The organism is Rhodoblastus sp. (assembly GCF_019449565.1).
GTDB lineage: Bacteria > Pseudomonadota > Alphaproteobacteria > Rhizobiales > Beijerinckiaceae > Rhodoblastus.
Genome location: NZ_JAGRPM010000086.1, coordinates 1 through 19,404 on the forward strand (window position 1 = coordinate 1; position 19,404 = coordinate 19,404).

The window sequence follows — 19,404 nt, forward strand, 5'->3', positions numbered from 1 at the left end:
AGCGCCGGATAACGCTCAATAACGCCATGTCTATCACTCCAAAGACCCCCGCTGACGCCAGCCGGGAGAAGTTCAAACATGGGTCAAATCTCAGTGGAAATGCCCGCCCAAAGCGGGTCAGTTCTCAGTGGCAATCAACACTCTTGTGTTTCCGCGTCCATGACTGCCGCATAAAGCTCCGCGATGTGGGCCGGTCGCAGTCCATAACGGCGATCTGTTTTCGCCAACACGACGGATTGCGCCCGCATCCAGAGCCGGCGGGCATGTTCAATTGCGTGGGGCGCGGCCGCGATCCCCATTTCGGCCAGAACGCCCGCAAAATATTCATAATCCGGGCCGACTGGGTTCGATCACGCTCTTGAACCCGTGCTTCGGCGCCGCCGATGGCGAGAATATCAAAAACGGCGGACAGACGACGCTCAGTCTGTTCGTGTTCGGCGATTGCATCGAAACGGCGGCCTTCTTCATCGACGAGGGGCTTCGATGTCGCATCGATCGCCACCCTATCGAGGTGGGCGGTCTGCTCGCCGATGAACCGCTTCAAAAGCTCTCTTTGCTCATCCGAATTCAGCATGCCCGACTTCACCAAACCTGCAATTCGATCCGCTTCGACGCTAACGAGGCGCGACAGCCGCCGCGCGCTCTCGGGATCGCGAACGCCTAAGCTCAGCTGTATGTAGGGACGTTTCCGGCCAGCGGAAGCGGCACCGCGGCGCCGCCACCAATAGATTCCGCCACGCCGATGGACATTTTGGCACAAGGACTTTGCGGCGCTCCGCGTACAGGCGGTTGCACAGTCCTGAGTACAATTGATCTCCAGGAATTCTCACCTGGAAAACAATTGTCATATTTTCAATAGGTTAGCTCATAACAAGGGAGCTTTGGCTGGGGCGGGAGGATTCGAACCTCCGTATGGCGGAATCAAAATCCGCTGCCTTACCGCTTGGCGACGCCCCAATGTCCGACTCGGCGGATATTGGGGGCGGACCATACTGGCCACATGCCTGTCGGGCAAGCGCGCGGCGCAAAAATTTGCGCCCGGGGTCAAATGTTGACGCGGGGCGGCGAATGATGAAGCTTCGTCGGGCGGCGCGCCGTTTTGTCGCCGCTGACTCGCCCTCACGGGAAGGGATATCGCCATGAAGAAAATTTTGCGCGCTTTCGCCGCCGCCGCCCTTTTCACTCTGGCCGCACCAGCTTTCGCCGAAGCCCCGGCCAAGCCGGCGCCCGCCACGACCGCGCCAGCAAAGCCCGCCCCGGCCCCTGCGGCGGCCACGCCCGCCAAGCCCGCCTTGCTCGACATCAATTCGGCGAGCCTGGCGGATTTACAGGCGCTCAAGGGCGTCGGCGACGTCCGCGCCAAGGCGATCGTCGCCGGCCGCCCCTACAAGGGCAAGGACGATCTGGTGCAGAAGAAGATCATCCCGCAAGGCGTCTATGACGCCATCAAGGACCAGATCATCGCCAAGCAGAAATAAGCGGCTCCAAATGAAAAAGCGCCGTCGCGAGACGGCGCTTTTGCCTTGCGGACGAAGACTGCTCAGCGCTCGTAGATGATGCGCGCGCGGATGGTGCCTTCCAGTTCGCGGATTTCCTCCAGCACCTGTTCGCAATCCTCGCGCGTGCCATCGGCCTCGATCACGACATAGCCGACATCGCCGTCCGTCTGCAGGAACTGCGAGGCGATGTTCATGCCGCGCCGGGAGAAGATCTCGTTCAGCTTGCCCATCATGCCGGGCACGTTGCGATGGACGTGCATGTAGCGCGTGCCGTTCGGGCGGGGGGGCAGTTGCACCTGCGGGAAGTTCACCGCGCCGAGCGTCGAGCCGACGTCGGAATAATCGATCAGCTTGCGTGCGACTTCCGAGCCGATCCGCTCCTGCGCCTCTTCCGTCGAGCCGCCGATATGCGGGGTGATGATGACATTCTCCAGCCCCTGCAAGGGCGAGACGAATTTTTCGCCATTCGACGCCGGCTCCTTGGGGAACACATCAACGGCCGCGCCGCGCAGATGCTTGTCCCTCAGCGCCGCCGCCAACGCCTCGACATCGACCACCGTGCCGCGAGCGTTATTGATGAAAAAAGCGCCTTTTTTCATCGCGCGAAACTGGGCCTCGCCCATCATGTTCTTGGTCTGGGGCGTCTCCGGCACATGCAGACTCACGACGTCCGATTGCGCGAGCAACTCGTCCAGCGTGTCGCAGGGCTCGGTATTGCCGTGGCGCAATTTATCGATGATGTCGAAATAAATCACCTTCATGCCCATGGCTTCGGCCAGCGTCGACAGCTGGCTGCCGATATTGCCGTAACCGACGATGCCGAGCGTCTTGCCGCGCACTTCCACGCTGTCGGTGGCGCTCTTGTCCCAGCCGCCGGCATGCGCGGACACCGAACGCGAAAAAATGCGGCGCAGCAGCATCACGATTTCGCCGATAACCAGCTCCGCCACCGAGCGCGTATTGGAGAAAGGCGCGTTGAAGACCGGAATGCCGCGCACGCGGGCCGACGGCAGCGAGACCTGATTGGTGCCGACCGAGAAGCAGCCGACCGCGATCAGCCGGTCGGCGGCCTCGAACACCTCTTCCTTCAGCTTGGTGCGCGAGCGGATGCCGACGATATGCACGCCCTGCAATGCCTCGCGCAAGGCTTCGCCATCCAGCGCCTTGGGCAGCAGGGTGACATTGGTGTAGCCGGCGGCGTGGAACAGCTGGACGGCGCTCTCATGAATGCCTTCGAGCAGCAGAACCTTGATCTTTTCCTTCGGCAGCGACAGGCGTGCGTTCATCATTCACTCCTCGGTCCCGTCCGGCCCAGGCGCGGCCTGCATTCGGAAGCGGGCGGTTCGATTTAAGTTCGCCTGGAAAAGCCAAAAGCGGCGCTTGGGCCGCTTTTGCGTTCCGGCGTCCAGGACAATGCGTGAGAGTCAGATTCTGGGAGTCAGATTTTGGCCTTCAGCGGAATGGGCTGGGCCGCGCCGTTTTCGTCGCGGATTGAAAAACGATAACGGCCGGATTCATCAAGGTCGACCTGATAGGACAGGCGGTCGATCACGCGGTTCTCGCGGTCGAAAGCCAGGACCTTCGGGCGCAGCGCGGGAATCTCGTCGGCGTCGATATAAATCGAGCTGCAGATGATGATCTGGTCGCCCGGCTGGCAGGTGCGCGCCGCCGCGCCATTGAGGATGCAGCAGCGCGACCCCCGTTCGCCGAGGATGACATAAGTGGAGATACGCGCTCCGGAATTCTTGTTCCAGATCTCGACGAATTCGAGCGGCAGTATTCCCGCCTCCTCGCAATGATCGGGGTCGAGCGTGATAGAGCCATGATAATCGATATTGGCGTCTGTCACGTGGATCCCGTGCAACTTGGCGCCGACAACCTTGCGCATAGAACGTCCCTGAAGCTGATGGGAGCCTCATCCCTTGCCGCGCTCATAACCGTTTTCACGCCAAATCGCCAGCGCCGGATTCGATTCGCGTCATTTTGCAAGAATCAACCGGGCAAGACTCTTATCCGGCAAGACTCAATCCGGCTTGAAGTCCAGCGCGACGCCATTGATGCAATAGCGCAGATGGGTTGGAGGCGGGCCATCGTCGAAGACATGGCCAAGGTGGCCGCCGCACTGGCTGCAATGAACCTCGGTGCGGACCATGAAATGGCTGGCGTCGCGGCTGGTCTCGACCGCGCCGGGCAGCGGATCGAAAAAGCTCGGCCAGCCCGTGCCGCTCTCGAATTTCTTGGCGGCGCGGAACAGTTCCTGCCCGCAGCCCACGCAATAAAAGGCGCCGGCGCGTTTTTCATGATTGAGCGCGCAGGAGTCCGGACGCTCGGTGCCATGGCGACGCAACACGTCATATTGCTCGGGCGTGAGCAAGGCGCGCCATTCCTCATCGGTGCGAGCGACTTTGAAAGTTTTCGAGGTCATCAGGGCCTCCTGACAGCAGACCGGATATAAATAGGCGCATTCCGCGCCGCAACAAGACTCTGCCGCGAGACTTGAACGCAAGCGCCGCGTTGCAAGCAAAGCGGAAATCGGTCTAAACAGGCGCGAAGCCCGATCCGGGCTCGGTGGGGCCGGTAGCTCAATGGTTAGAGCCGGCCGCTCATAACGGTCTGGTTGCAGGTTCGAGTCCTGCCCGGCCCACCATGCACGGCGCGCTTCAACAATCCTGCGTTGGCGCATTGACCGAAGCGCCAGGCCCGGGCAATGATCCGTTTCGCGGCGAATCGCCTGTCATTCTGGGCTTTTGCACGCGCCCGCCACATCAGCTCTCGAAAACGCTCCATTTAAAGACAGCGCCACGAGACGGAGGCCAACATGTTTAATCGTCGTCACATCATCAAGACTGCTTCCGCCGCTCTGGCCGTCGCCTTCCTGGCCTCGAGCGCCCCGGCTTTCGCCGGCTCCGGCACTGTGCGCCTGCGCATGGCCAACGCCGGCTTCATCGTCGGCATCGGCGGCGGCAGCGGCACGCTGACCTTCCAGGGCCACACCTATCCGCTGCGCATCGGCGGCATCACTGTCGGCACCATCGGCGCCTCTGGCGGCACCCTCGTCGGCACGGCCCGCAATATCAACCAGCCTTCCGATATCGTCGGCACCTTCACCGCCATCGGCGCCGGCATTGCGGTGGCGGGCGGAGCGCGCGTCGTTCGGATGCAGAACTCCAACGGCGTCGTCCTGGAGCTGAAGGGCATGCAGGCGGGCTTCGAGGCCAATGCCGGCCTGAGCGGCTTCAGCCTGTCCATGTGATCTGGGCCGCAAGGCTATGATTTGCACGGGCGGCGTTTCCTGAGCGCCGCCCGTTTTGTTTCCGCAGCCGCGAAGAGGCCGCACGGGCTTGAGGATCTTCTTCCACGCTGTAAGGTTCAGCTTGTGATCGAGGTCGAAAGCCGGCCGACGACGAAAGCGGCGGCCTCAATCATGGCGGCGCCGAACAAGGGAGACATAATATGATCCTGGGTCGAATTCGCTCGGCCGCCGCGCTTGCCGGCGCGCTCGCGATCCTGATCGACGCGACGGCGTCTTTCGCCATGACCATCGCCCCGCCGGTTGCTCCGACGCCGGTGACGCTCGCCTTCCATGGCGGCGTCCACCGTGGGCCCGCCGGCGGCGTACGTCGCCCGCCCGGCGCCTATGGTCGTCCGGGCGCCCGACCGGGCGGCGTCTATGGCCGTCCTGGCGGCGTTTACGGTCGTCCCGGCGGCGTCTATGGCCGCCCCGGCGGCGTTTACGGTCGTCCCGGCGGGGTTTACGGCCGTCCGGGCTATTACGGCGCCTGGCGGCGTCCTGGTTACGGCTGGGCGCCCGGAGGCGCCATCGCGGCCGGCGCGGCCATCGGCGTGCTGTCGGCGGCGGCGGCGGCGGCCTATGTCTCCAGCCGTCCGCCTGGACCGGGCCTGTGCTGGTATTACACGGACCCGTCGCGCCGCGCGGGGTTCTGGGACGCCTGCCAGTAAAGAGATCATCGGGCGGCGCTCAGGCGCCGCCCCTTCATTTCACAAGGCGGGAAATATCGCGGAAATGCGGATGTTCGGCGGAGCCGAGCCATTCGAACAGCACCATTTCCGTCGTGACGATCTCGGCGCCGTAACGCTCCATGCGATGGAGCGCCGCCGCCTTGTTTTCGGCCCGGCGCGAGCCGACCGCGTCTGCGGCCACAAAGACCTGACGCCCCTCGGCCAGCAAGGCCAGCACCGTCTGCAGCACGCAGACATGGGCTTCGAATCCCGCGACGATGATGGGCCTTCCTTCGAGCAGATCGGTCGGAAAACCGGGCGCCGCCGAAGCGTCGAAACTCATCTTGCTCACGGTCCGCGCGGCGCGCCCGGCGAGTTCGGGCGTGGTCGGGCCAAGCTTCTCGGGATTTTGTTCGGTGGCGACGATCGTCGCGCCTAGCAGCGCGGCGCCTTCCGCCAGCCGCCGCGCATTGTCGATGGCCGCCGCCGCGCCCTCGATCGCGGGCGCGAGCCGGGTCTGAAAATCGATCAGCAACAACAGGTAGGACGAGGGCTCCAGCGACAGCATTTCATCCCCCTGCTTGTCCCGACGGTTCAGGCAGCCTTGAGCGAAGCCATATCGATGACGAAGCGATAACGCACGTCATTCTTCAGCATCCGCTCATAGGCCTCGTTGATCTCGTCGATTCGGATCATTTCGATATCGCTGACAATATTATGCTTGCCGCAGAAATCGAGCATTTCCTGCGTCTCGGCCATGCCGCCGATCAGCGAGCCGGCCACGGTTTTCCGCCCGCCGATCAGGTTGATCCCCTGCAGCGGAGGCTCCAGCGCGGTCAGCGCGCCAACCAGCGCCATGGCGCCGTCGAGCTTGAGCAGGCCGAGATAGGGGTTGATGTCATGGCCAACGGGAATGGTGTTGAGCAGGAAATCGAAACTTCCGCGCGCCTTCTTCATGGCGGCCTCGTCGCGCGAGACCAGCACTTCATCGGCGCCGAGGCGCAAGGCGTCCTTGCCCTTTTCCGGCGAAGTCGTGATCATCGCCACATGCGCGCCCATGGCCTTGGCGAGTTTCACGCCCATATGGCCGAGGCCGCCGAGACCGACGATGCCAACCTTCTGCCCCGGCCCGACCTTCCAGTGGCGCAGCGGCGAGTAAGTCGTGATGCCCGCGCAAAGCAGTGGCGCCACGGCCTTCAAATCGAGATTTTCCGGCACCTTGACGACGAAGCGCTGCTCGACCACGACCTGCTCGGAATAGCCGCCGAAGGTGAGGTTTTTCGTGCCGCGCTCGCGCGAATTATAGGTCCCCGTGAAGCCTTCGGCGCAATATTGCTCGAGACTGGCCTCACAGGGCGCGCAATGGCGGCAGGAATCGACCATGCAGCCGACGGCGGCCAGATCGCCGGCCTTGAAACGGCTCACATCGGCGCCGGCCTTGACGACCCGGCCGACGATCTCATGGCCCGGGACCATCGGATAGAGCGAATTGCTCCAGTCGTTGCGCGCTTGATGGAGGTCGGAATGGCAGACGCCGCAATAGAGAATGTCGATCTGCACGTCATCGGGGCCGGGGTCGCGGCGCTCGAAGCTGAAGGGCGCGAGCGGGGTCGTGGCGGATTGCGCGGCGAAGCCTTTGACGGTGAACATGGCGGGGCGATCCTGTCAGAAGAGATTACGAAAAGGAGCCCTTCGGACATAGGATCCGGCCGGCGTGGAAACAAGCTTTGCGCGCCGGGCGTTTCGACAGGGCGGACTTGCGCAAATGCACGCGAGCTGCGCTTCACCAACTCGTCAGGCGGCGCATCTGCGGCGTTTTCTTGTGCATATGCGCGTCCATTCGACCTAGCAGGCGGGTCAGTTCGCCGAGCGCCTTCATCAGATGCGGGCCCTTATTGAGCATCACGCATTCGGCGCGCGCGGCCATGGCGGCGTCGGTCATTTCCCCGCGCGAAAAGGCGCCGGTCTTGACCAGGTTCTCCATCACCTGCGTCGCCCAGATCACCGGGATGCGCGCCGCTTCCGCGATCCATAAAATTTCTTCCTGCATCTCGGCCAGCCGGGTGAATCCCATTTCAATGGCGAGATCGCCGCGCGCGATCATCACGGCGGCGGGCTGGCGCGCGGCGGCGCGCACGATCAGCTCCGGAAGGTTGCGCACGGCGCGCGGCGTCTCGATCTTCAACACCAGCGAAATCCGCCGCCAGTCGCCGGGCCGGACCTCTTCCAGCGCGTCCTGAAGGCTTTCGACATCGTCCGCGCTCTGCACGAAGGAAAAATCAATGGCGTCGGCATGGGCGGCGACGAAGCGCAGATCCTCGCGATCCTTGGCCGTGAGCGCGGGGATGGCGAGTTCGGCGTCGGGAAAGTTCAGACCTTTCTCGGGTTTGAACTTATAGCCCTCGGCGTCGCACCGCATAACGCGGGCGACGAAAAAGCCCTCGTCGACGCGCTCGATCTTCGCTTCCAATTTGCCATCGTCAATCGACAGGCGGTCGCCGGGCCGCGAGGCCTCAATGGCTTCCGGCAAGCTGCACTCGACCGCGAAACCGGCGTCCTTCTTGCCGACCCGGCGCAATTCGCCGGGCGCGGTCACGGCGATCAGATCGTCGAATTCGGCATGTTTGTCGTGGCGCAGCGCGGCAATGGCGCCGGTGCGCACCTTGGGGCCGGCGAGATCCATGAAGATGCGCATGCGGCGGCCCGTGCGCTCGCCCGCCGAATGAACGTGCTCGATCATCCGCGCCCATTTGTCGGCGTCGTCATGGGCGCAATTGATCCGCACCGCCTCGACGCCCTTCTCTGCCAGACCGAGCATGAAGCTGCGGTCTTCGGCGGCGGTGGAGGGACAGGTGACCAGCAGCGAGGTCAGCCTGTCGCCGGCAGGCTCGCCGAACAGGTCGCGGCTGCGGCCATGCAGCTCACGCTCGCCGGCGAAAAATTCCATCTCATCCGGCCCAACGATCCGGTCCCGCCCGGCGAGCGCCGCAAGAGCCGCCGCGACGGAATCGAGCGCCGGCAGCACGCGGCTTTCCAGACGGCCGAGAGAGGAAAGACCCAGCGCCATCAAATCGCGCTGGACGGCGCGAAGATCATAATGGCGCAGGGCGAGATAGGCGGCGAGATTCTCTGCGGAGGCCGCAAAATCGGGGTCGATGCGGCACGGCTGCCACTTCTCGAGCTGGCGCGCGGCGTCAATGCGCAATTGCGCGCGAATGCGGTCGATTTCATCAAAAAGCGCGGAAGGATCGGACAAGACGCAAACCCGTTTTCCTTCCGCCTAACGCGGTCGCATGACAATCGCGTGACAGCGGCGGCGCGCCTCAGAAGCCGGGCGGTATTGGATGCGGCGGTTTGATGGAAGGCTGGCGGGACTGCGCCGGGCGCGGCGGCCAGGCCAGAGCCGAAAAAGGCGTGCTGTCCAGCGAAAGCATGGGGTTATAGGCGGGATCGGCCAGCAGCGCGTCGCGCCAGGCCGAACGCAGACGGCGGGTTTCACGCGGGAACCGCTCGGTCGCGTCGGCGCGCCCGCCGCGCGCGCCGGATTCCCGATGCAACAGGCGCGCGTGCGGAGTCATCACGACGCGCAGCCCTTTCGCCTGCAATTTCAGGCAATAATCGACATCATTATAGGCCAGCGGAAAATGCGCCTCGTCGAAACCGCCTGCTTGCTGGAAAAGCCATCTGTCGGTCAGCAGACAGGCCCCTGAGAGGGCGCTACTTTCATGCGCCGCGCGGAGCCAATCGGCATAACCCGTATCGCTGTCCGTGCAATCGTCGAACGCAGGGGCGGCGGCGAAATTCGATCCGAGCACGATGCCGCCATGCTGCACGATTCCACTTGGCCGGATCAGCATCGCGCCCACGGCGCCGACGTCCGGCTCGGACATGCGCCCCAGCATCTCGTCAAGCCAGCCCGGCTCCAGCGCCTCGACGTCATTGTCGAGCAGCAAGAGGAATTCGCCGCTCGCCGCCGAAGCGCCAAGGTTGACGATGCGAGAATGATTGAACGGGCCGGGGACGCGGACAATCCGCCCGCCGCGCGCGGCGATCCGTTCGAGCAGCGCCAGTGTCTCCGCCTCGACCGAAACATTGTCGAGGATGATCAGCTCATGGCGCGCCAGATCCACGGTGCGGGCGAGCGCATCGAAACAGGCCGCGAGCAGGTCGGCGCGGTCGCGAGTCGGGATCAAAATCGAGACCTGCCCGCGCGGCGGGGCGCGCGCAACCCGCACCGAGGGCAGCAGGGTGCCCAAGCCGGGCGCGAGACGCGCAGCCATTCCGCGCGCCGATAGATGCGCCTCAACAGCGTGCGCCAGCGGTTGGGACAAGGCGGCGGGGTCGAGTTCGGGCAGGCGCGCCAGAAAGCCCGGCTGATGGACGGGCTCCTCTCCCTGCGGCCTGCCGCCGCGCAAGCCGAGGCTTCTGCGCCGCTCCTGGCCGTGGAAGAACAGCCGGAACAGATCCGTCGCGCCCGCCTTGGCCGCCGCGCGAACGTGATCCGCCCGCGCCGCGAAGAACAGCGCGCCGCAGCCCTGTTCAAGCATGGCTTCATAATCGAAGGCCGGCAGAGCCAAAGGCCATTCCGAGCCGTCCGGTTGAGGAATGGTGACATCCGCATAGGCCAGCGACGCCGCCGGAAAAGCGTCGAGCGCCGCCGACAGCAGTGCGAGGGCCAGCGGCTGCAAAACGGCGCCGGAGGGGGCGAAGACCATGACGGGACAGTCTCGGGCCTCTCCATCGAGAAATTGCCGCAGCAGCGAAGGGTCAAATTCCGCCGGTCCCGCGCCGCCTTCAAGCACGCCGGCCACCCAGTCGCAGTCCTGCTGCGCTTCGAGACTGGCGACGCTCGCCTCGACCCCGGCCTCTCCGATCAGGGCGACTGCGATTTTCGGCCTTTTGGAGCCGGACGGCGCCAGCGGCGGGAAGGCGCGGCGCCAGTCCTCGAACATGGCGAAAGGCAGGGATTGCGGCGCCAGACGGTCAGCCAGCGCGCCGCGCGGCCGTTCCGATTCGATCTCCGCATGCGTTTCGAAAAAGCGCGCCAACCCGTCGGGAAAGGCGGCGAAGGCGCAGGGGCTGCCGGAAAGCTCCATGCCTTCTTCATTGACGATGCTCGCCGCATGAGCGCGGCCGTCGGCGAAATGCAAAGGCAGATGCAGGTCGAAGCGGCGAAAGGCCCGCGCGGCGCCGCCCTCCCCGACATGGGTCCAGCGCGTCGCCAGGCCCTCCGACGCCAGTTCGCCATCAACCAAAGCGCGGACGCGCGGCGCGCGCGCCGGATCGCCCGCGACCCAGCCGGTGAAACGCAAGCCGCCATCCCAGTGCGCCTCGCCCGGCAGACGAGTCGCTTTCTCCTGCGGCAGGGTCTTGACCAACAGCGGCGCGCCGACGATCTCGCCGCTGTTGGCGAGGCGGATTTCGATCCGCCTCGCGGTTTGCAAGGCTGGCGGCGCCACGGAAAAGACGAAGCCATAACAGCCGTCGCCGAAGCCTTCCCGCGCAAGATCGGGATCGTAATGATCGGCGCGGCCTAGGGCGGCGGGATAGCCGTCGAGCAGCAGCTCCACCACGAAGCGGCGCTCCGGCGCGGCAGGATCGAGAACGTGGCCCGCGACCTGACCCTCGCCGGTCCTGATCGTTCGGGAGCGCAGGGCGCCGCGCGTCTTGCTGTCGTGGTCAGGCCCGCTCATGGCGAAGGCGTTCCCACGGCGCGCGCGCAAAACCAGTCCGCGATCCGCGCGGCGGCCTTGACGTCGCAAAGGCGCGGATGGAGCGCGAGATCGAGCCCGCCCCGGGGCAGCTCGCCCATGGAAAGGTCGAAAAAAGCCTGCGGCAACGCGAAATGGCGTGAGAGCCGGTCGGCCCAGCCGAAAAGACGCGTGCGATAAGGAGCCATCAGGGCGGAAACTTCATATTGGCGCAACAGGCGCTCATATTCGCCTGTCTCGACCGCGCCGGCAACGAAGACATTGCCTGCCGCCATGACCGCGAAATCATCGACGCAGGCGCCGAGCGCCACGACTCGCGCGGTCGCATCCCGCTTGGCGAGAGCGCGGCCAAGCGCCACGAGAAGCTTGTCCACCTGTGGATCCGGCAGGGGCAGGATCACGGCGAGAACGCCTGGAACATGGCGCGCAAGCGGCGTCGGGACAATGTCCGGAGCGGCCTCGACCGCGACGCAGGACGCCCCAAACATGCGGCGAGCCCAGGATTCAGCCATGCGGTCGAGCGGGCGTATCGTCCGCGCATTCGCAAGGAGCTTTCGCATCTGGCTCGGAATTTCGGTCTCATCTCCAGCCAGAAAGGCGCCATCGGCGCAGGTCGGACAGGGACTTGCCTCATCGGGCGGACTTGCCTTGTCGGGCGTCCGGCAGGGGCCGCCGAAGAGCGTTCGCGGAGAAATAGCCCATTCGAGGTCGCCGCCCGCCAGATCGACCGGCGCGCCAAGACGAAACAGATCCCGCAGCAGTGGAAGCGGCAGGGCCAGCGGATCGAATAACTCGATCCGCACGATCCCGCTCGCGCGAAGATAACGCGACAGCGCGCGGAGGCCGGTCGGGACATCGATATTGAAACCGAGCGACTGCGGCGCTTGTTCAGCAGCGCCGCGCAGCGCGATGCGGCCCCCGGGCGCCCAGGAGCAGACCAGCGGCGCCTCCCCACCCTCGCCGGCCAGTTCGCGCGCGCGCTCCCGCGCCAGAAAATGCGAAACGCCCTCTGCGCAGACGAGCAGGACGATCTCGCCCGCAGCGGACGACAAAGCTTCGATGGCGCTGCGCGCGGCGTGCAATGGATCGGCATTGAGAAAACTCGCCGATTCCAGCCGATAGTGTGGAAAGCGCCGCTCCAGCAACGCAAGATTGCGCATCACCAACCGGCGTTTTTCCGCGCCAAACGACCGCCCTCCGGCGTGGCCGACATAGACTCCTGTCGCGCAGACGTTGCGAAAACCCTGTTCCCGCGCCCGGAGGCAAAACTCAATGTCTTCGCCATAGCCGCGTCCATAGATTTCCGGCAAAAAGCCAACGGCGTCGAGGCAGGCCCGCGTAATGTAAAGGCAGAAGCCGATTCCGTTCGGCAAATCGACGAAATCCGCGCCATTGGCCTTTCGCGCGAGCTGGTCGAGGCGCGCGACCTCGGCCAGAGATCCAAGTGGATTGACGACGTTCGGCGCGGGAAAACTGGTATATTCGCCATTGTTGGAGAGCGGCGTCACGGTTCCGATCCCGGGCGTTGAGCGCGCGACTTCCGCCAGCCGCGCAAGGCTGGTCGGCGGCGGCAGCGCGTCGGCGTTGAGCAGAATGACGTCGCCGGACGGGCAGAGCGCCAGCGCCCGATTGACCGAGGCCGCGAAACCCCTGTTCGACTCATTGCGAAGCAGATCGATCCGCCCGGCGGCGGCCTGTTGGTCCAGCCATGCGCGCAACGGGGCGTTGGGGCTGGCGTCGTCAACCGCGATGATCCGGAGGAGTTGATTTTCGCCCTGGGCGAACAGAGCCTCAAAACAGGCGAGCGTCGCCTCATAGCCTTCGTAGACCGGCGTCACGACCGACAGTTCTGCCCGTTTCCCTCGCCCCAAGGCAGCAGGAGCCGCGCGCAAAGCCTCGGCGCGCCGCCGAGGCGCCGACAGAAGATCGTGCTCCTCGGCCTCAATCAGATGCGCCGCCGCGCGCTTCTGTTCGGGGCTTCCCCAGTTCAGCGCGACGCAAAGGACGGCGCTATCGGTCGGATCACGTTCGAGCGCCAGGGCGAGGTCGCTTATGGCCTCGGCGACGAAGCCCGCGCGCCGCGAAGTCTCCGAGCGCAAGAGATAATCGCGCGCCGATGGCCGCGCCAGGCGGCATAGGCGATCCGCAAAACGGAACGCCGCCGCATAGTCGCAATTTTGCAAATTTTCGGCAGCCAGAACAGCTAACGCCGCGAATTGGCGCTGGGGATCGCAAAACAGCGCCTCAGCGCGACGTGGGGCCATTGTCTCGCGCGAGCTCGCTCAGCCGAAAGCTTTCTCGGGCGTGACCGGCGGCGGCCCCAGCATCACCTCCGCCCGAAAAAGTTCGCTGAGTTCAGTTCCATCGAACGCTTCGGCGATTTCGGCGACGGAGGCCCCTGGCGCCAGAAGCACCGCCCATAAGTCGAAGGCCCCGCCCTCGATGATACGCACTTCGCCGAAGCCCGCCGCCTGGGCCGTGCGCGCGAGGCGCTGGGCCGTAAATCCAGTATTATGGGCCATGGAAATACGACCATCGGCGATGGACTGGCTGTGTCCGAACAACATATCGATCGGACGGATCGGCCCAGCGGGCGATTGATAGGCGATCGCCTCCGCGCCATGAGTCAGCAAATGCCTCGCGATCGCCGCCAAGTCGGGACATGTGACCAACGCGAAGCCTTCGGGCTTGAGAACCCGCAGGAATTCACGGAAAGCGGGGATGACTTCATGCGCGTAGAGATGCTCGATGGCGTGCGAACAAAACAAGGCGTCGAAGCGCCCGTCCCCGACCGCGCCGCTCATATCCGCAAAAGAGCCCAAAATGTCCGGTTGTGTCCGCGGGTCAATGTCGAGGCGAACCTCCGCCCATTTTTCGGGCGCGAAGACGGGATGCAAGCGGTTGCTGGTTGCAGGGCCGCATCCGGCATTCAAGACGGATTTCCTGGCGTTTTGGTTCATGAGAGGCTCGTCATTGGATCGAATTTTCGTCAAGAAACACGGAGAGACCGAGGATAGTTTCAAATTCGGCGTTTACCAATCCAACGCTTTTGCGAAGTGGCGTCCGTCGCCGTTGCGGGATTCATGCTCGTCGAGGCCAAGAATTGACAGCGCGCGTTCCAGGCACGTTCTCTTGGCGTAGCGGGCGAGTGCGGTCGCCCTCGCGGCCGCGCCAAGATGGGCAAACGCCTCAGGACGCGCCAAAATGCCGGCGATCTTCTCGGCGAGGGCGGCGGGATCGTGAAACGGTGTCAGAAGGCCGTCGACCTCATGCGTGATTGCCTCGCGCACAGGCGCGGTGTCCGATGCGACGATGACGCAGCCGGTCGCCATCGCCTCGACGAGCGACCAGGACAAAACAAAGGGAAAAGTCAGATAGACGTGAACACGTGAGACTTGAAGTAGGCGGACGTAATCGTCGTAAGGGAGCGTGGGCAGGAAATGCACGCGCGAATGGTCGATCTGGTTCGCGACCTCATCAAGGTAGAACGACTTCCAACTCGTTCCCTCCGGCGGCGATGCCCCGTAAGAGACCCCATCTCCGCCAGCGATGACGACTTGCGCCTCTGGCCGCGCCGATAAAATCTTCGGCAGGGCGCGCATGAAGATGTGGTAACCGCGCATCGGCTCGAGATTGCGCGCGACATAAGTCACGATCTCCTCGCTTTTTTGCAGCACCCGGCCGTCAGGCAGCGCGAAACGAGCCGATTCGTTGGGGTAAAGTCGCTCGCCATCCACGCCCTCGTGAACGACATGGATCTTACCCCGAAATTCCGGTGGATAGGTTTGCCTTTGCCATTCGGTTGGCGACAATCCCATGTCGGCTTCAGCCAGGGCGAGGAGCGTGCTGGCGTTTTTGCATTGCAAGCCCACCAGTCCATCCAGACCGAGTTGGGGGCCTTCGGGATCGAAATGGATATCCTGCCCCTCAGGGCGGTAGTAATATTCGCAATAGATAACGATTTTCGCGTCGGGGAACACGGTCCTAAGTGGCAAGGTTTCACCCCAGCCGCAATGGCCGATTATAAGGTCGGCGACGAAGCCCGACGCGCGCAATTCGGTCAGCGCATAAAGAACCTCCGTCGCGCGCTGGCACTCAATGTCGAAACGTCGCGCGAAGGGATGGGTTGAAGCGACGTTATACATTGGCATGCGATAGCGGCGCAAATCGACGTTGGGAATTTGCTGCGCTGTTTGCGAACCGATTGCCGCAACCCGCAAGTTCGGCCAGGTCGCCAGTTCGCTGGCCAGGCCACGAAATTGCGCAGGGAAATTATTATGAACAAAGAGAACGTTCATGCCTGTCCGCGGTCATTCGCCGAAAGCCTACGCCAACTCAATTCCGGGTAACACAGAGGCCACAAAAATGGAATAATTAGGATGGAGTTGACAGAGCAATTGAGAAATCGGCTCCGAAACATATTTCGGAGCCGATTCAATGCCGCGTTTCGCAATCGTTGCGAGAGATTCAACAAAATTAGGTTACGATAGTGGTTCCGCCCGCGAAATGAATGGTTGCGTTGACCGAGGTGAGTTTCTGGCCATCGCCGAACGTGATGGTTGTGATGCCGCCAGACACCACCTTCGAAGCGATGCTGGCCTGAGTGTTCGATTCGTTGATCGTAGTGCGATCCGCGCTTCCACCCCAGACCGTAGCATTGCCTTGGAGACCCGCGCCGATCGTGTCTCTTCCCGAGCCAGCAACAATCGTGTCATTTCCAGCACTGGTATAGAATGTGGTGTTGCCCACACTGCTGGTCATGAGATCGTTGCCTGAGCCGCCGGCAATCGTATCGATGGCTCCGGCAGTCAGACCGCCATGCATTTCCGCGTTTCCAGATCCGGCATGCATAAGAGTGTTACCGCCGCCCCACATCGTGTCGTTGCCCGAACCGCCCCACATCTGGGTCTGGCCGGAGCCGCCGTACATCAGGGTATTGCCGTAAGTGCTCGCCATGAGAGCCTGGCCGGAGCCGCCGTAAATCGTATCCGTTGCACCGGCCATATTACCGGCCTGGATCGTGTCCGAACCGGAGCCGCCGTGCATTTCGGTATGGCCACCGCCCCACATCGTATCGTTGCCCGAACCGCCCCAGATTGTATTCTGGCCGACATCGCCCAATATCAGCGTATTGCCGGCAGTGCTGGACAGCAGGTTGTGGCCAGTGCCACCGTAGATCGTGTCGGTCGCGCCGACTGAATTGCCGCCCTGGATCGTATCCGTTCCAGAGCCGCCGTGTATTTCGGTATGGCCGCCACCCCAAATTGTATCGCTGCCGGAGCCGCTCCAGACTGTGTTCTGGCCAACATCTGCCAATATCAGCGTATTACCGTAAGTGCTGGCAAGCAGGTTGTGGCCCGTACCGCCGTAGATCGTGTCGGTCGCGCCGACCGTGTTGCCACCCTGGATCGTGTCCGTACCGGAGCCGCCATGCATTGCGGTATGGCCTCCGCCCCACATCGTATCGCTGCCGGAGCCGCTCCAGATCGTATTCTGGCCGCTCTCGCCGAGCAGCAGCGAATTGCCATAAGTGCTGGACAGCAGGTTGTGGCCCGTACCGCCGTAGATCGTGTCGGTCGCGCCGACCGAATTGCCGCCCTGGATCGTTGCGTTTCCGGAGCCGCCGTGCATTTCGGTGGTGCCGGAACCCCACAATGCATCGGCGCCAGAACCCGCATAAAGCGTGTTCGCGCCCAAACCAGCCAACAACAGATTATTGCCGTTCCAAACAGTTAGGCTGATCGCGCCATCGCCACCGACGAGCGTGTCTTTGCCCGGCCCGATGTAATTGATAGAACCGGGGTCTGCGAGAACATTCCCGCCATTGGAATCGGTGACGGTCGCGGTGGTGCCATCAGAGCCCGCATAAAGGAACAACTCACCACTGCTATAGCTCAGCGTGTAAGAGCCCGGAGCAGCCTCTACCGTCGTGTGCAGAGTGCCAGATCCACTCGGAAGGAGGCCGGCCTGAGTGAGCGCGGAGATAATTCGCGCACTTTCTTCTGGAGTCTTTTTGATCTCCGTTAAAGTAGCATCCAGTTGCGACCTGGTGAGGTCATAAGTAGCCATACGACAAGCTCCGCAATTCTAAACCAATGACAGGGTTCAATACCTGACCGAATTCTTTAAGCCTGCGACGATGCCCGGAATACCCTGACCCGGGTTTCCCTATTTTGTTCCGCCGCCACGCCATTCGTCGCCGCCGGCAAGAGCGGGAAGCTATTCCCGACCATGACATCCGATTTGCATTCGAGATCCAGGCGAAGGCCTACTAGCGGATCCGCCGCGCCAGAACCCACAAGCTCGACTTCCCGCCCCCGCTTGCTGACAATCGCCGCACCCAGGAATAAAGCTTCGGCGCGAAGGGCAAATCGCGCCGAAGCTTCTCCTGCAAGCCTGAGCCGAAGTCCCACAAGCGGAGTTGCGCGACCCCGCGTGCCAGCGAATACTCCTGCCGGCGCCCAATCGAACCAGCGCGGAGGATTGGTCGCCACCAAGACCTGAACATCGATTCGCACCCCAGCCGGAAGCGCACCACGAATTTCTAATCCTTCGATCGCCGCAGGCGCGCCGGGACCAGCAATCCATTGCGCCCCAGAAACTTCCACATCACCTCGACGGGCAACGTGGGCGCAAATACGAAGTCCAGGCCCGGCGCCACCTTGCTCGGTCGCGAGCCCAGGAGCGCTCCCTAAACCTGACGCGAATGATCCCTCTCCCGCCGCGATGAGTTCGAGGGCAAAGGAGGCTTCATATGAAGCTCCTGTGCTCTGGCGAATGAGCTTGATGGAGAGCTCTCCCGGCCGCTTCGCGTGAACGACAAGCGCCTCCCCGGGGCAAGAAAGCAGCCCAGGCGAAACGCCCGGCGCGGAAATGACTTCGATGAACGCCTCATTTCCCGCCGCTGGACGCGCGATCGCAACCGGCGGCAGCCCAAGGACTGAACTCGAAACATACTTGAGGAGATAGAGCCCGCGACCCACTTGCGTTGTCGTCACACGCTCAAGAACCGCGTCGCCCAACTGCATCCCTCACCAGCTAGATTACGCGAAGCAAAAGGCTACTACACCTACTCGTCCCCCGCGCAAACCGAATCATGCCACCATGGAATAGCATGCATATATCCATGTACGTTACGTAAGCCTTAACGGTGCAATTATGCAAGCCGAAACTCGCCGGCGCACCGTGCGCACGCCGTTTCGGAGAGGATGGTCCACAATTTAAAACCGAGTGCGCCGCTTCTTGCGGCCGCCACGCGCGGCAAGCCCCGCGTTGACGATAACTGGGGCATAAGCGGCATCGTTCATGTTCTGAAATCGGGCGGGCGTTGGATCGATGCCGTTCCGCACGCTCGCGCAAATCGGGCCATCTTCCTTTCACCACCCGCACACATAGCAGTCCGGCCCGTCGCATTCGGTTCTGGCTCGTCCACATCGGGGCCCTCCCGATTCCGGCCACTTCCTTGAATCACATCCGTTTCATGTGATTCAACTTCTTTCCGGACGGACACTTACACCAAGCGATCTATCGTTCTGACTCGAGCGGCCAGCGAATTCCACCCGCGCGCTCGACCTTTTCTGTTTGCGAGCCAGCCCGCGACCGTTTAAAATGCATTGTTTTCGCTACCGGTTTATGTGGCACTCCTGCTGCAAGCGTCAGCGCGTTCCAGTGCCAGTCTTCGTGACCGAAACCCAACTCCAAGTCATTGCGCCGAAATGGGAACTTCCGAAAGAGGCTAGTGCGCGCAAACGACATTGCGTCCCAATAGTTCATCCAAGACAAGTAACCCGGATCGCAAAGCGCACTTTCGGAATCGACATGCCACCAAAAAAGCCGTCGGTCACCGAAGATCAGGTTACAGGCGGAATGGGCAACAATCTCGGGACGTTTCTCAACCAGCCTCCAGGCTTCTACCAACCAATTTTCGGTCCAGAGATCATCGCAGTCGAGAAACGCTGCGCAAAGGCCCCGGGCGATTTCGATCCCGCGGTTGCGCGCCAAACCGGGATCGCCCTCGTCGGTTTCGAGAAATCGCGCAAAGCCACCCAACGCCGATCGAAGTGTTGACGCCGTTACGCTGTCGGCGCGATCAAGCACGACAATAATTTCGTGACTCAGCCCCTCCGCAGTCGACTGCAACAGCGCCGCTTGGGCGCTTCTGGCGGAAACGCCCGCGATCACGCCCTCGCGATGCGCAGTCAAGATAACAGATATATCCAGATTGGTACTCAATG

The 19,404-nt window shown here is 63.0% G+C and carries 17 protein-coding genes, 2 tRNA genes and 1 pseudogene; 5 read left to right on the forward strand and 15 right to left on the reverse strand.

The genetic code is table 11. The annotated features are described in order from the left end of the window. Positions 1-124: 124 nt before the first annotated feature. Positions 125-574, reverse strand: coding sequence for a hypothetical protein (locus QZ409_RS20040; RefSeq protein WP_296714931.1), 450 nt, complete (start codon positions 572-574; stop codon positions 125-127). A gap of 308 nt (positions 575-882) precedes the next feature. Next, positions 883-957, reverse strand: a tRNA-Gln gene (locus tag QZ409_RS20045). 182 nt (positions 958-1,139) lie between these two features. Between QZ409_RS20045 and QZ409_RS20050 the strand changes: the two genes are divergently transcribed. Continuing rightward, positions 1,140-1,478, forward strand: a complete 339-nt coding sequence (locus QZ409_RS20050) for a helix-hairpin-helix domain-containing protein (protein ID WP_296714932.1) — start codon at positions 1,140-1,142, stop codon at positions 1,476-1,478. A gap of 62 nt (positions 1,479-1,540) precedes the next feature. Here QZ409_RS20050 and serA read toward each other — a convergent pair whose 3' ends face one another. The 3 genes from serA to msrB form a co-directional block, all read right to left on the reverse strand. Next, positions 1,541-2,785, reverse strand: a complete 1,245-nt coding sequence (gene serA / locus QZ409_RS20055; RefSeq protein WP_296714933.1) for a phosphoglycerate dehydrogenase — start codon at positions 2,783-2,785, stop codon at positions 1,541-1,543. A gap of 152 nt (positions 2,786-2,937) precedes the next feature. After that, the gene (panD, locus tag QZ409_RS20060; protein ID WP_283367824.1) at positions 2,938-3,387 is read right to left on the reverse strand and encodes an aspartate 1-decarboxylase; all 450 of its coding nucleotides are present in this window, start codon (positions 3,385-3,387) and stop codon (positions 2,938-2,940) included. Positions 3,388-3,522: 135 nt separating this feature from the next. Further along, positions 3,523-3,924, reverse strand: a complete 402-nt coding sequence (gene msrB, locus QZ409_RS20065; protein WP_296714935.1) for a peptide-methionine (R)-S-oxide reductase MsrB — start codon at positions 3,922-3,924, stop codon at positions 3,523-3,525. A 146-nt stretch (positions 3,925-4,070) separates the two neighbouring features. Here msrB and QZ409_RS20070 point away from each other — a divergent pair. The 3 genes from QZ409_RS20070 to QZ409_RS20080 all read left to right on the forward strand — a co-directional run bounded on the left by QZ409_RS20070 (position 4,071) and on the right by QZ409_RS20080 (position 5,459). After that, a tRNA-Ile gene (locus tag QZ409_RS20070) sits at positions 4,071-4,146 on the forward strand. A gap of 171 nt (positions 4,147-4,317) precedes the next feature. Beyond that, complete coding sequence (locus QZ409_RS20075) at positions 4,318-4,752, forward strand: hypothetical protein (RefSeq protein WP_296714937.1); 435 nt, start codon at positions 4,318-4,320, stop codon at positions 4,750-4,752. A gap of 200 nt (positions 4,753-4,952) precedes the next feature. After that, a complete protein-coding gene (locus QZ409_RS20080) occupies positions 4,953-5,459 on the forward strand; it encodes a hypothetical protein (protein WP_296714938.1) in 507 nt (168 codons plus the stop codon). Between the two features lie 34 nt (positions 5,460-5,493). Here the strand turns inward: QZ409_RS20080 and QZ409_RS20085 are convergent, their stop codons facing one another. The 9 genes from QZ409_RS20085 to QZ409_RS20125 all read right to left on the reverse strand — a co-directional run bounded on the left by QZ409_RS20085 (position 5,494) and on the right by QZ409_RS20125 (position 18,192). After that, positions 5,494-6,027 carry an isochorismatase family protein gene (locus QZ409_RS20085; protein WP_296714941.1) on the reverse strand — a complete coding sequence of 178 codons (534 nt, stop codon included), beginning with the start codon at positions 6,025-6,027 and terminating at the stop codon, positions 5,494-5,496. Positions 6,028-6,053: 26 nt separating this feature from the next. Beyond that, the gene (locus tag QZ409_RS20090; protein ID WP_296714942.1) at positions 6,054-7,109 is read right to left on the reverse strand and encodes an NAD(P)-dependent alcohol dehydrogenase; all 1,056 of its coding nucleotides are present in this window, start codon (positions 7,107-7,109) and stop codon (positions 6,054-6,056) included. Between the two features lie 133 nt (positions 7,110-7,242). Continuing rightward, positions 7,243-8,715 (reverse strand): pyruvate kinase, encoded by a 1,473-nt coding sequence (locus tag QZ409_RS20095; RefSeq protein WP_296714944.1) that lies wholly within the window; start codon positions 8,713-8,715, stop codon positions 7,243-7,245. A gap of 67 nt (positions 8,716-8,782) precedes the next feature. Continuing rightward, positions 8,783-11,152 (reverse strand): glycosyltransferase, encoded by a 2,370-nt coding sequence (locus tag QZ409_RS20100; protein WP_296714947.1) that lies wholly within the window; start codon positions 11,150-11,152, stop codon positions 8,783-8,785. Beyond that, positions 11,149-13,434 carry a glycosyltransferase gene (locus QZ409_RS20105; RefSeq protein ID WP_296714949.1) on the reverse strand — a complete coding sequence of 762 codons (2,286 nt, stop codon included), beginning with the start codon at positions 13,432-13,434 and terminating at the stop codon, positions 11,149-11,151. Before QZ409_RS20105 ends, QZ409_RS20100 begins: the two co-directional genes overlap by 4 nt. A gap of 18 nt (positions 13,435-13,452) precedes the next feature. Continuing rightward, on the reverse strand, positions 13,453-14,130 hold the full coding sequence (locus QZ409_RS20110; RefSeq protein WP_296714950.1) for a methyltransferase domain-containing protein: 678 nt from the start codon (positions 14,128-14,130) through the stop codon (positions 13,453-13,455). 72 nt (positions 14,131-14,202) lie between these two features. Next, positions 14,203-15,468, reverse strand: a complete 1,266-nt coding sequence (locus QZ409_RS20115; protein WP_296714952.1) for a glycosyltransferase — start codon at positions 15,466-15,468, stop codon at positions 14,203-14,205. Between the two features lie 178 nt (positions 15,469-15,646). Further along, positions 15,647-17,239, reverse strand: a complete 1,593-nt coding sequence (locus tag QZ409_RS20120) for a calcium-binding protein (protein ID WP_296714953.1) — start codon at positions 17,237-17,239, stop codon at positions 15,647-15,649. A gap of 56 nt (positions 17,240-17,295) precedes the next feature. Then, positions 17,296-18,192: a hypothetical protein gene (locus QZ409_RS20125; RefSeq protein WP_296714955.1), complete on the reverse strand. Its 897-nt coding sequence runs from the start codon at positions 18,190-18,192 to the stop codon at positions 17,296-17,298. Between the two features lie 186 nt (positions 18,193-18,378). Here QZ409_RS20125 and QZ409_RS20130 point away from each other — a divergent pair. Further along, positions 18,379-18,510 (forward strand): annotated as a pseudogene (locus QZ409_RS20130) (IS5/IS1182 family transposase); the annotation flags it as partial. A 184-nt stretch (positions 18,511-18,694) separates the two neighbouring features. On the opposite strand, the gene QZ409_RS20135 reads toward QZ409_RS20130, so the two are convergent. Then, positions 18,695-19,402 carry a glycosyltransferase family A protein gene (locus QZ409_RS20135; RefSeq protein ID WP_296714957.1) on the reverse strand — a complete coding sequence of 236 codons (708 nt, stop codon included), beginning with the start codon at positions 19,400-19,402 and terminating at the stop codon, positions 18,695-18,697. Positions 19,403-19,404 lie beyond the last annotated feature (2 nt).

Excerpts from the sequence above, each read along its gene's own strand:
- QZ409_RS20085 (WP_296714941.1), bottom strand. The coding sequence starts at position 6,027 with ATGCTGTCGCTGGAGCCCTCGTCCTACCTGTTGTTGCTGATCGATTTT.
- QZ409_RS20090 (WP_296714942.1), bottom strand. The coding sequence starts at position 7,109 with ATGTTCACCGTCAAAGGCTTCGCCGCGCAATCCGCCACGACCCCGCTC.
- QZ409_RS20120 (WP_296714953.1), bottom strand. The coding sequence starts at position 17,239 with ATGGCTACTTATGACCTCACCAGGTCGCAACTGGATGCTACTTTAACG.
- QZ409_RS20105 (WP_296714949.1), bottom strand. The coding sequence starts at position 13,434 with ATGGCCCCACGTCGCGCTGAGGCGCTGTTTTGCGATCCCCAGCGCCAA.
- serA (WP_296714933.1), bottom strand. The coding sequence starts at position 2,785 with ATGAACGCACGCCTGTCGCTGCCGAAGGAAAAGATCAAGGTTCTGCTG.
- QZ409_RS20080 (WP_296714938.1), top strand. The coding sequence starts at position 4,953 with ATGATCCTGGGTCGAATTCGCTCGGCCGCCGCGCTTGCCGGCGCGCTC.
- msrB (WP_296714935.1), bottom strand. The coding sequence starts at position 3,924 with ATGACCTCGAAAACTTTCAAAGTCGCTCGCACCGATGAGGAATGGCGC.
- QZ409_RS20075 (WP_296714937.1), top strand. The coding sequence starts at position 4,318 with ATGTTTAATCGTCGTCACATCATCAAGACTGCTTCCGCCGCTCTGGCC.
- QZ409_RS20040 (WP_296714931.1), bottom strand. The coding sequence starts at position 574 with ATGCTGAATTCGGATGAGCAAAGAGAGCTTTTGAAGCGGTTCATCGGC.
- QZ409_RS20100 (WP_296714947.1), bottom strand. The coding sequence starts at position 11,152 with ATGAGCGGGCCTGACCACGACAGCAAGACGCGCGGCGCCCTGCGCTCC.
- QZ409_RS20050 (WP_296714932.1), top strand. The coding sequence starts at position 1,140 with ATGAAGAAAATTTTGCGCGCTTTCGCCGCCGCCGCCCTTTTCACTCTG.
- QZ409_RS20110 (WP_296714950.1), bottom strand. The coding sequence starts at position 14,130 with ATGAACCAAAACGCCAGGAAATCCGTCTTGAATGCCGGATGCGGCCCT.
- panD (WP_283367824.1), bottom strand. The coding sequence starts at position 3,387 with ATGCGCAAGGTTGTCGGCGCCAAGTTGCACGGGATCCACGTGACAGAC.
- QZ409_RS20115 (WP_296714952.1), bottom strand. The coding sequence starts at position 15,468 with ATGAACGTTCTCTTTGTTCATAATAATTTCCCTGCGCAATTTCGTGGC.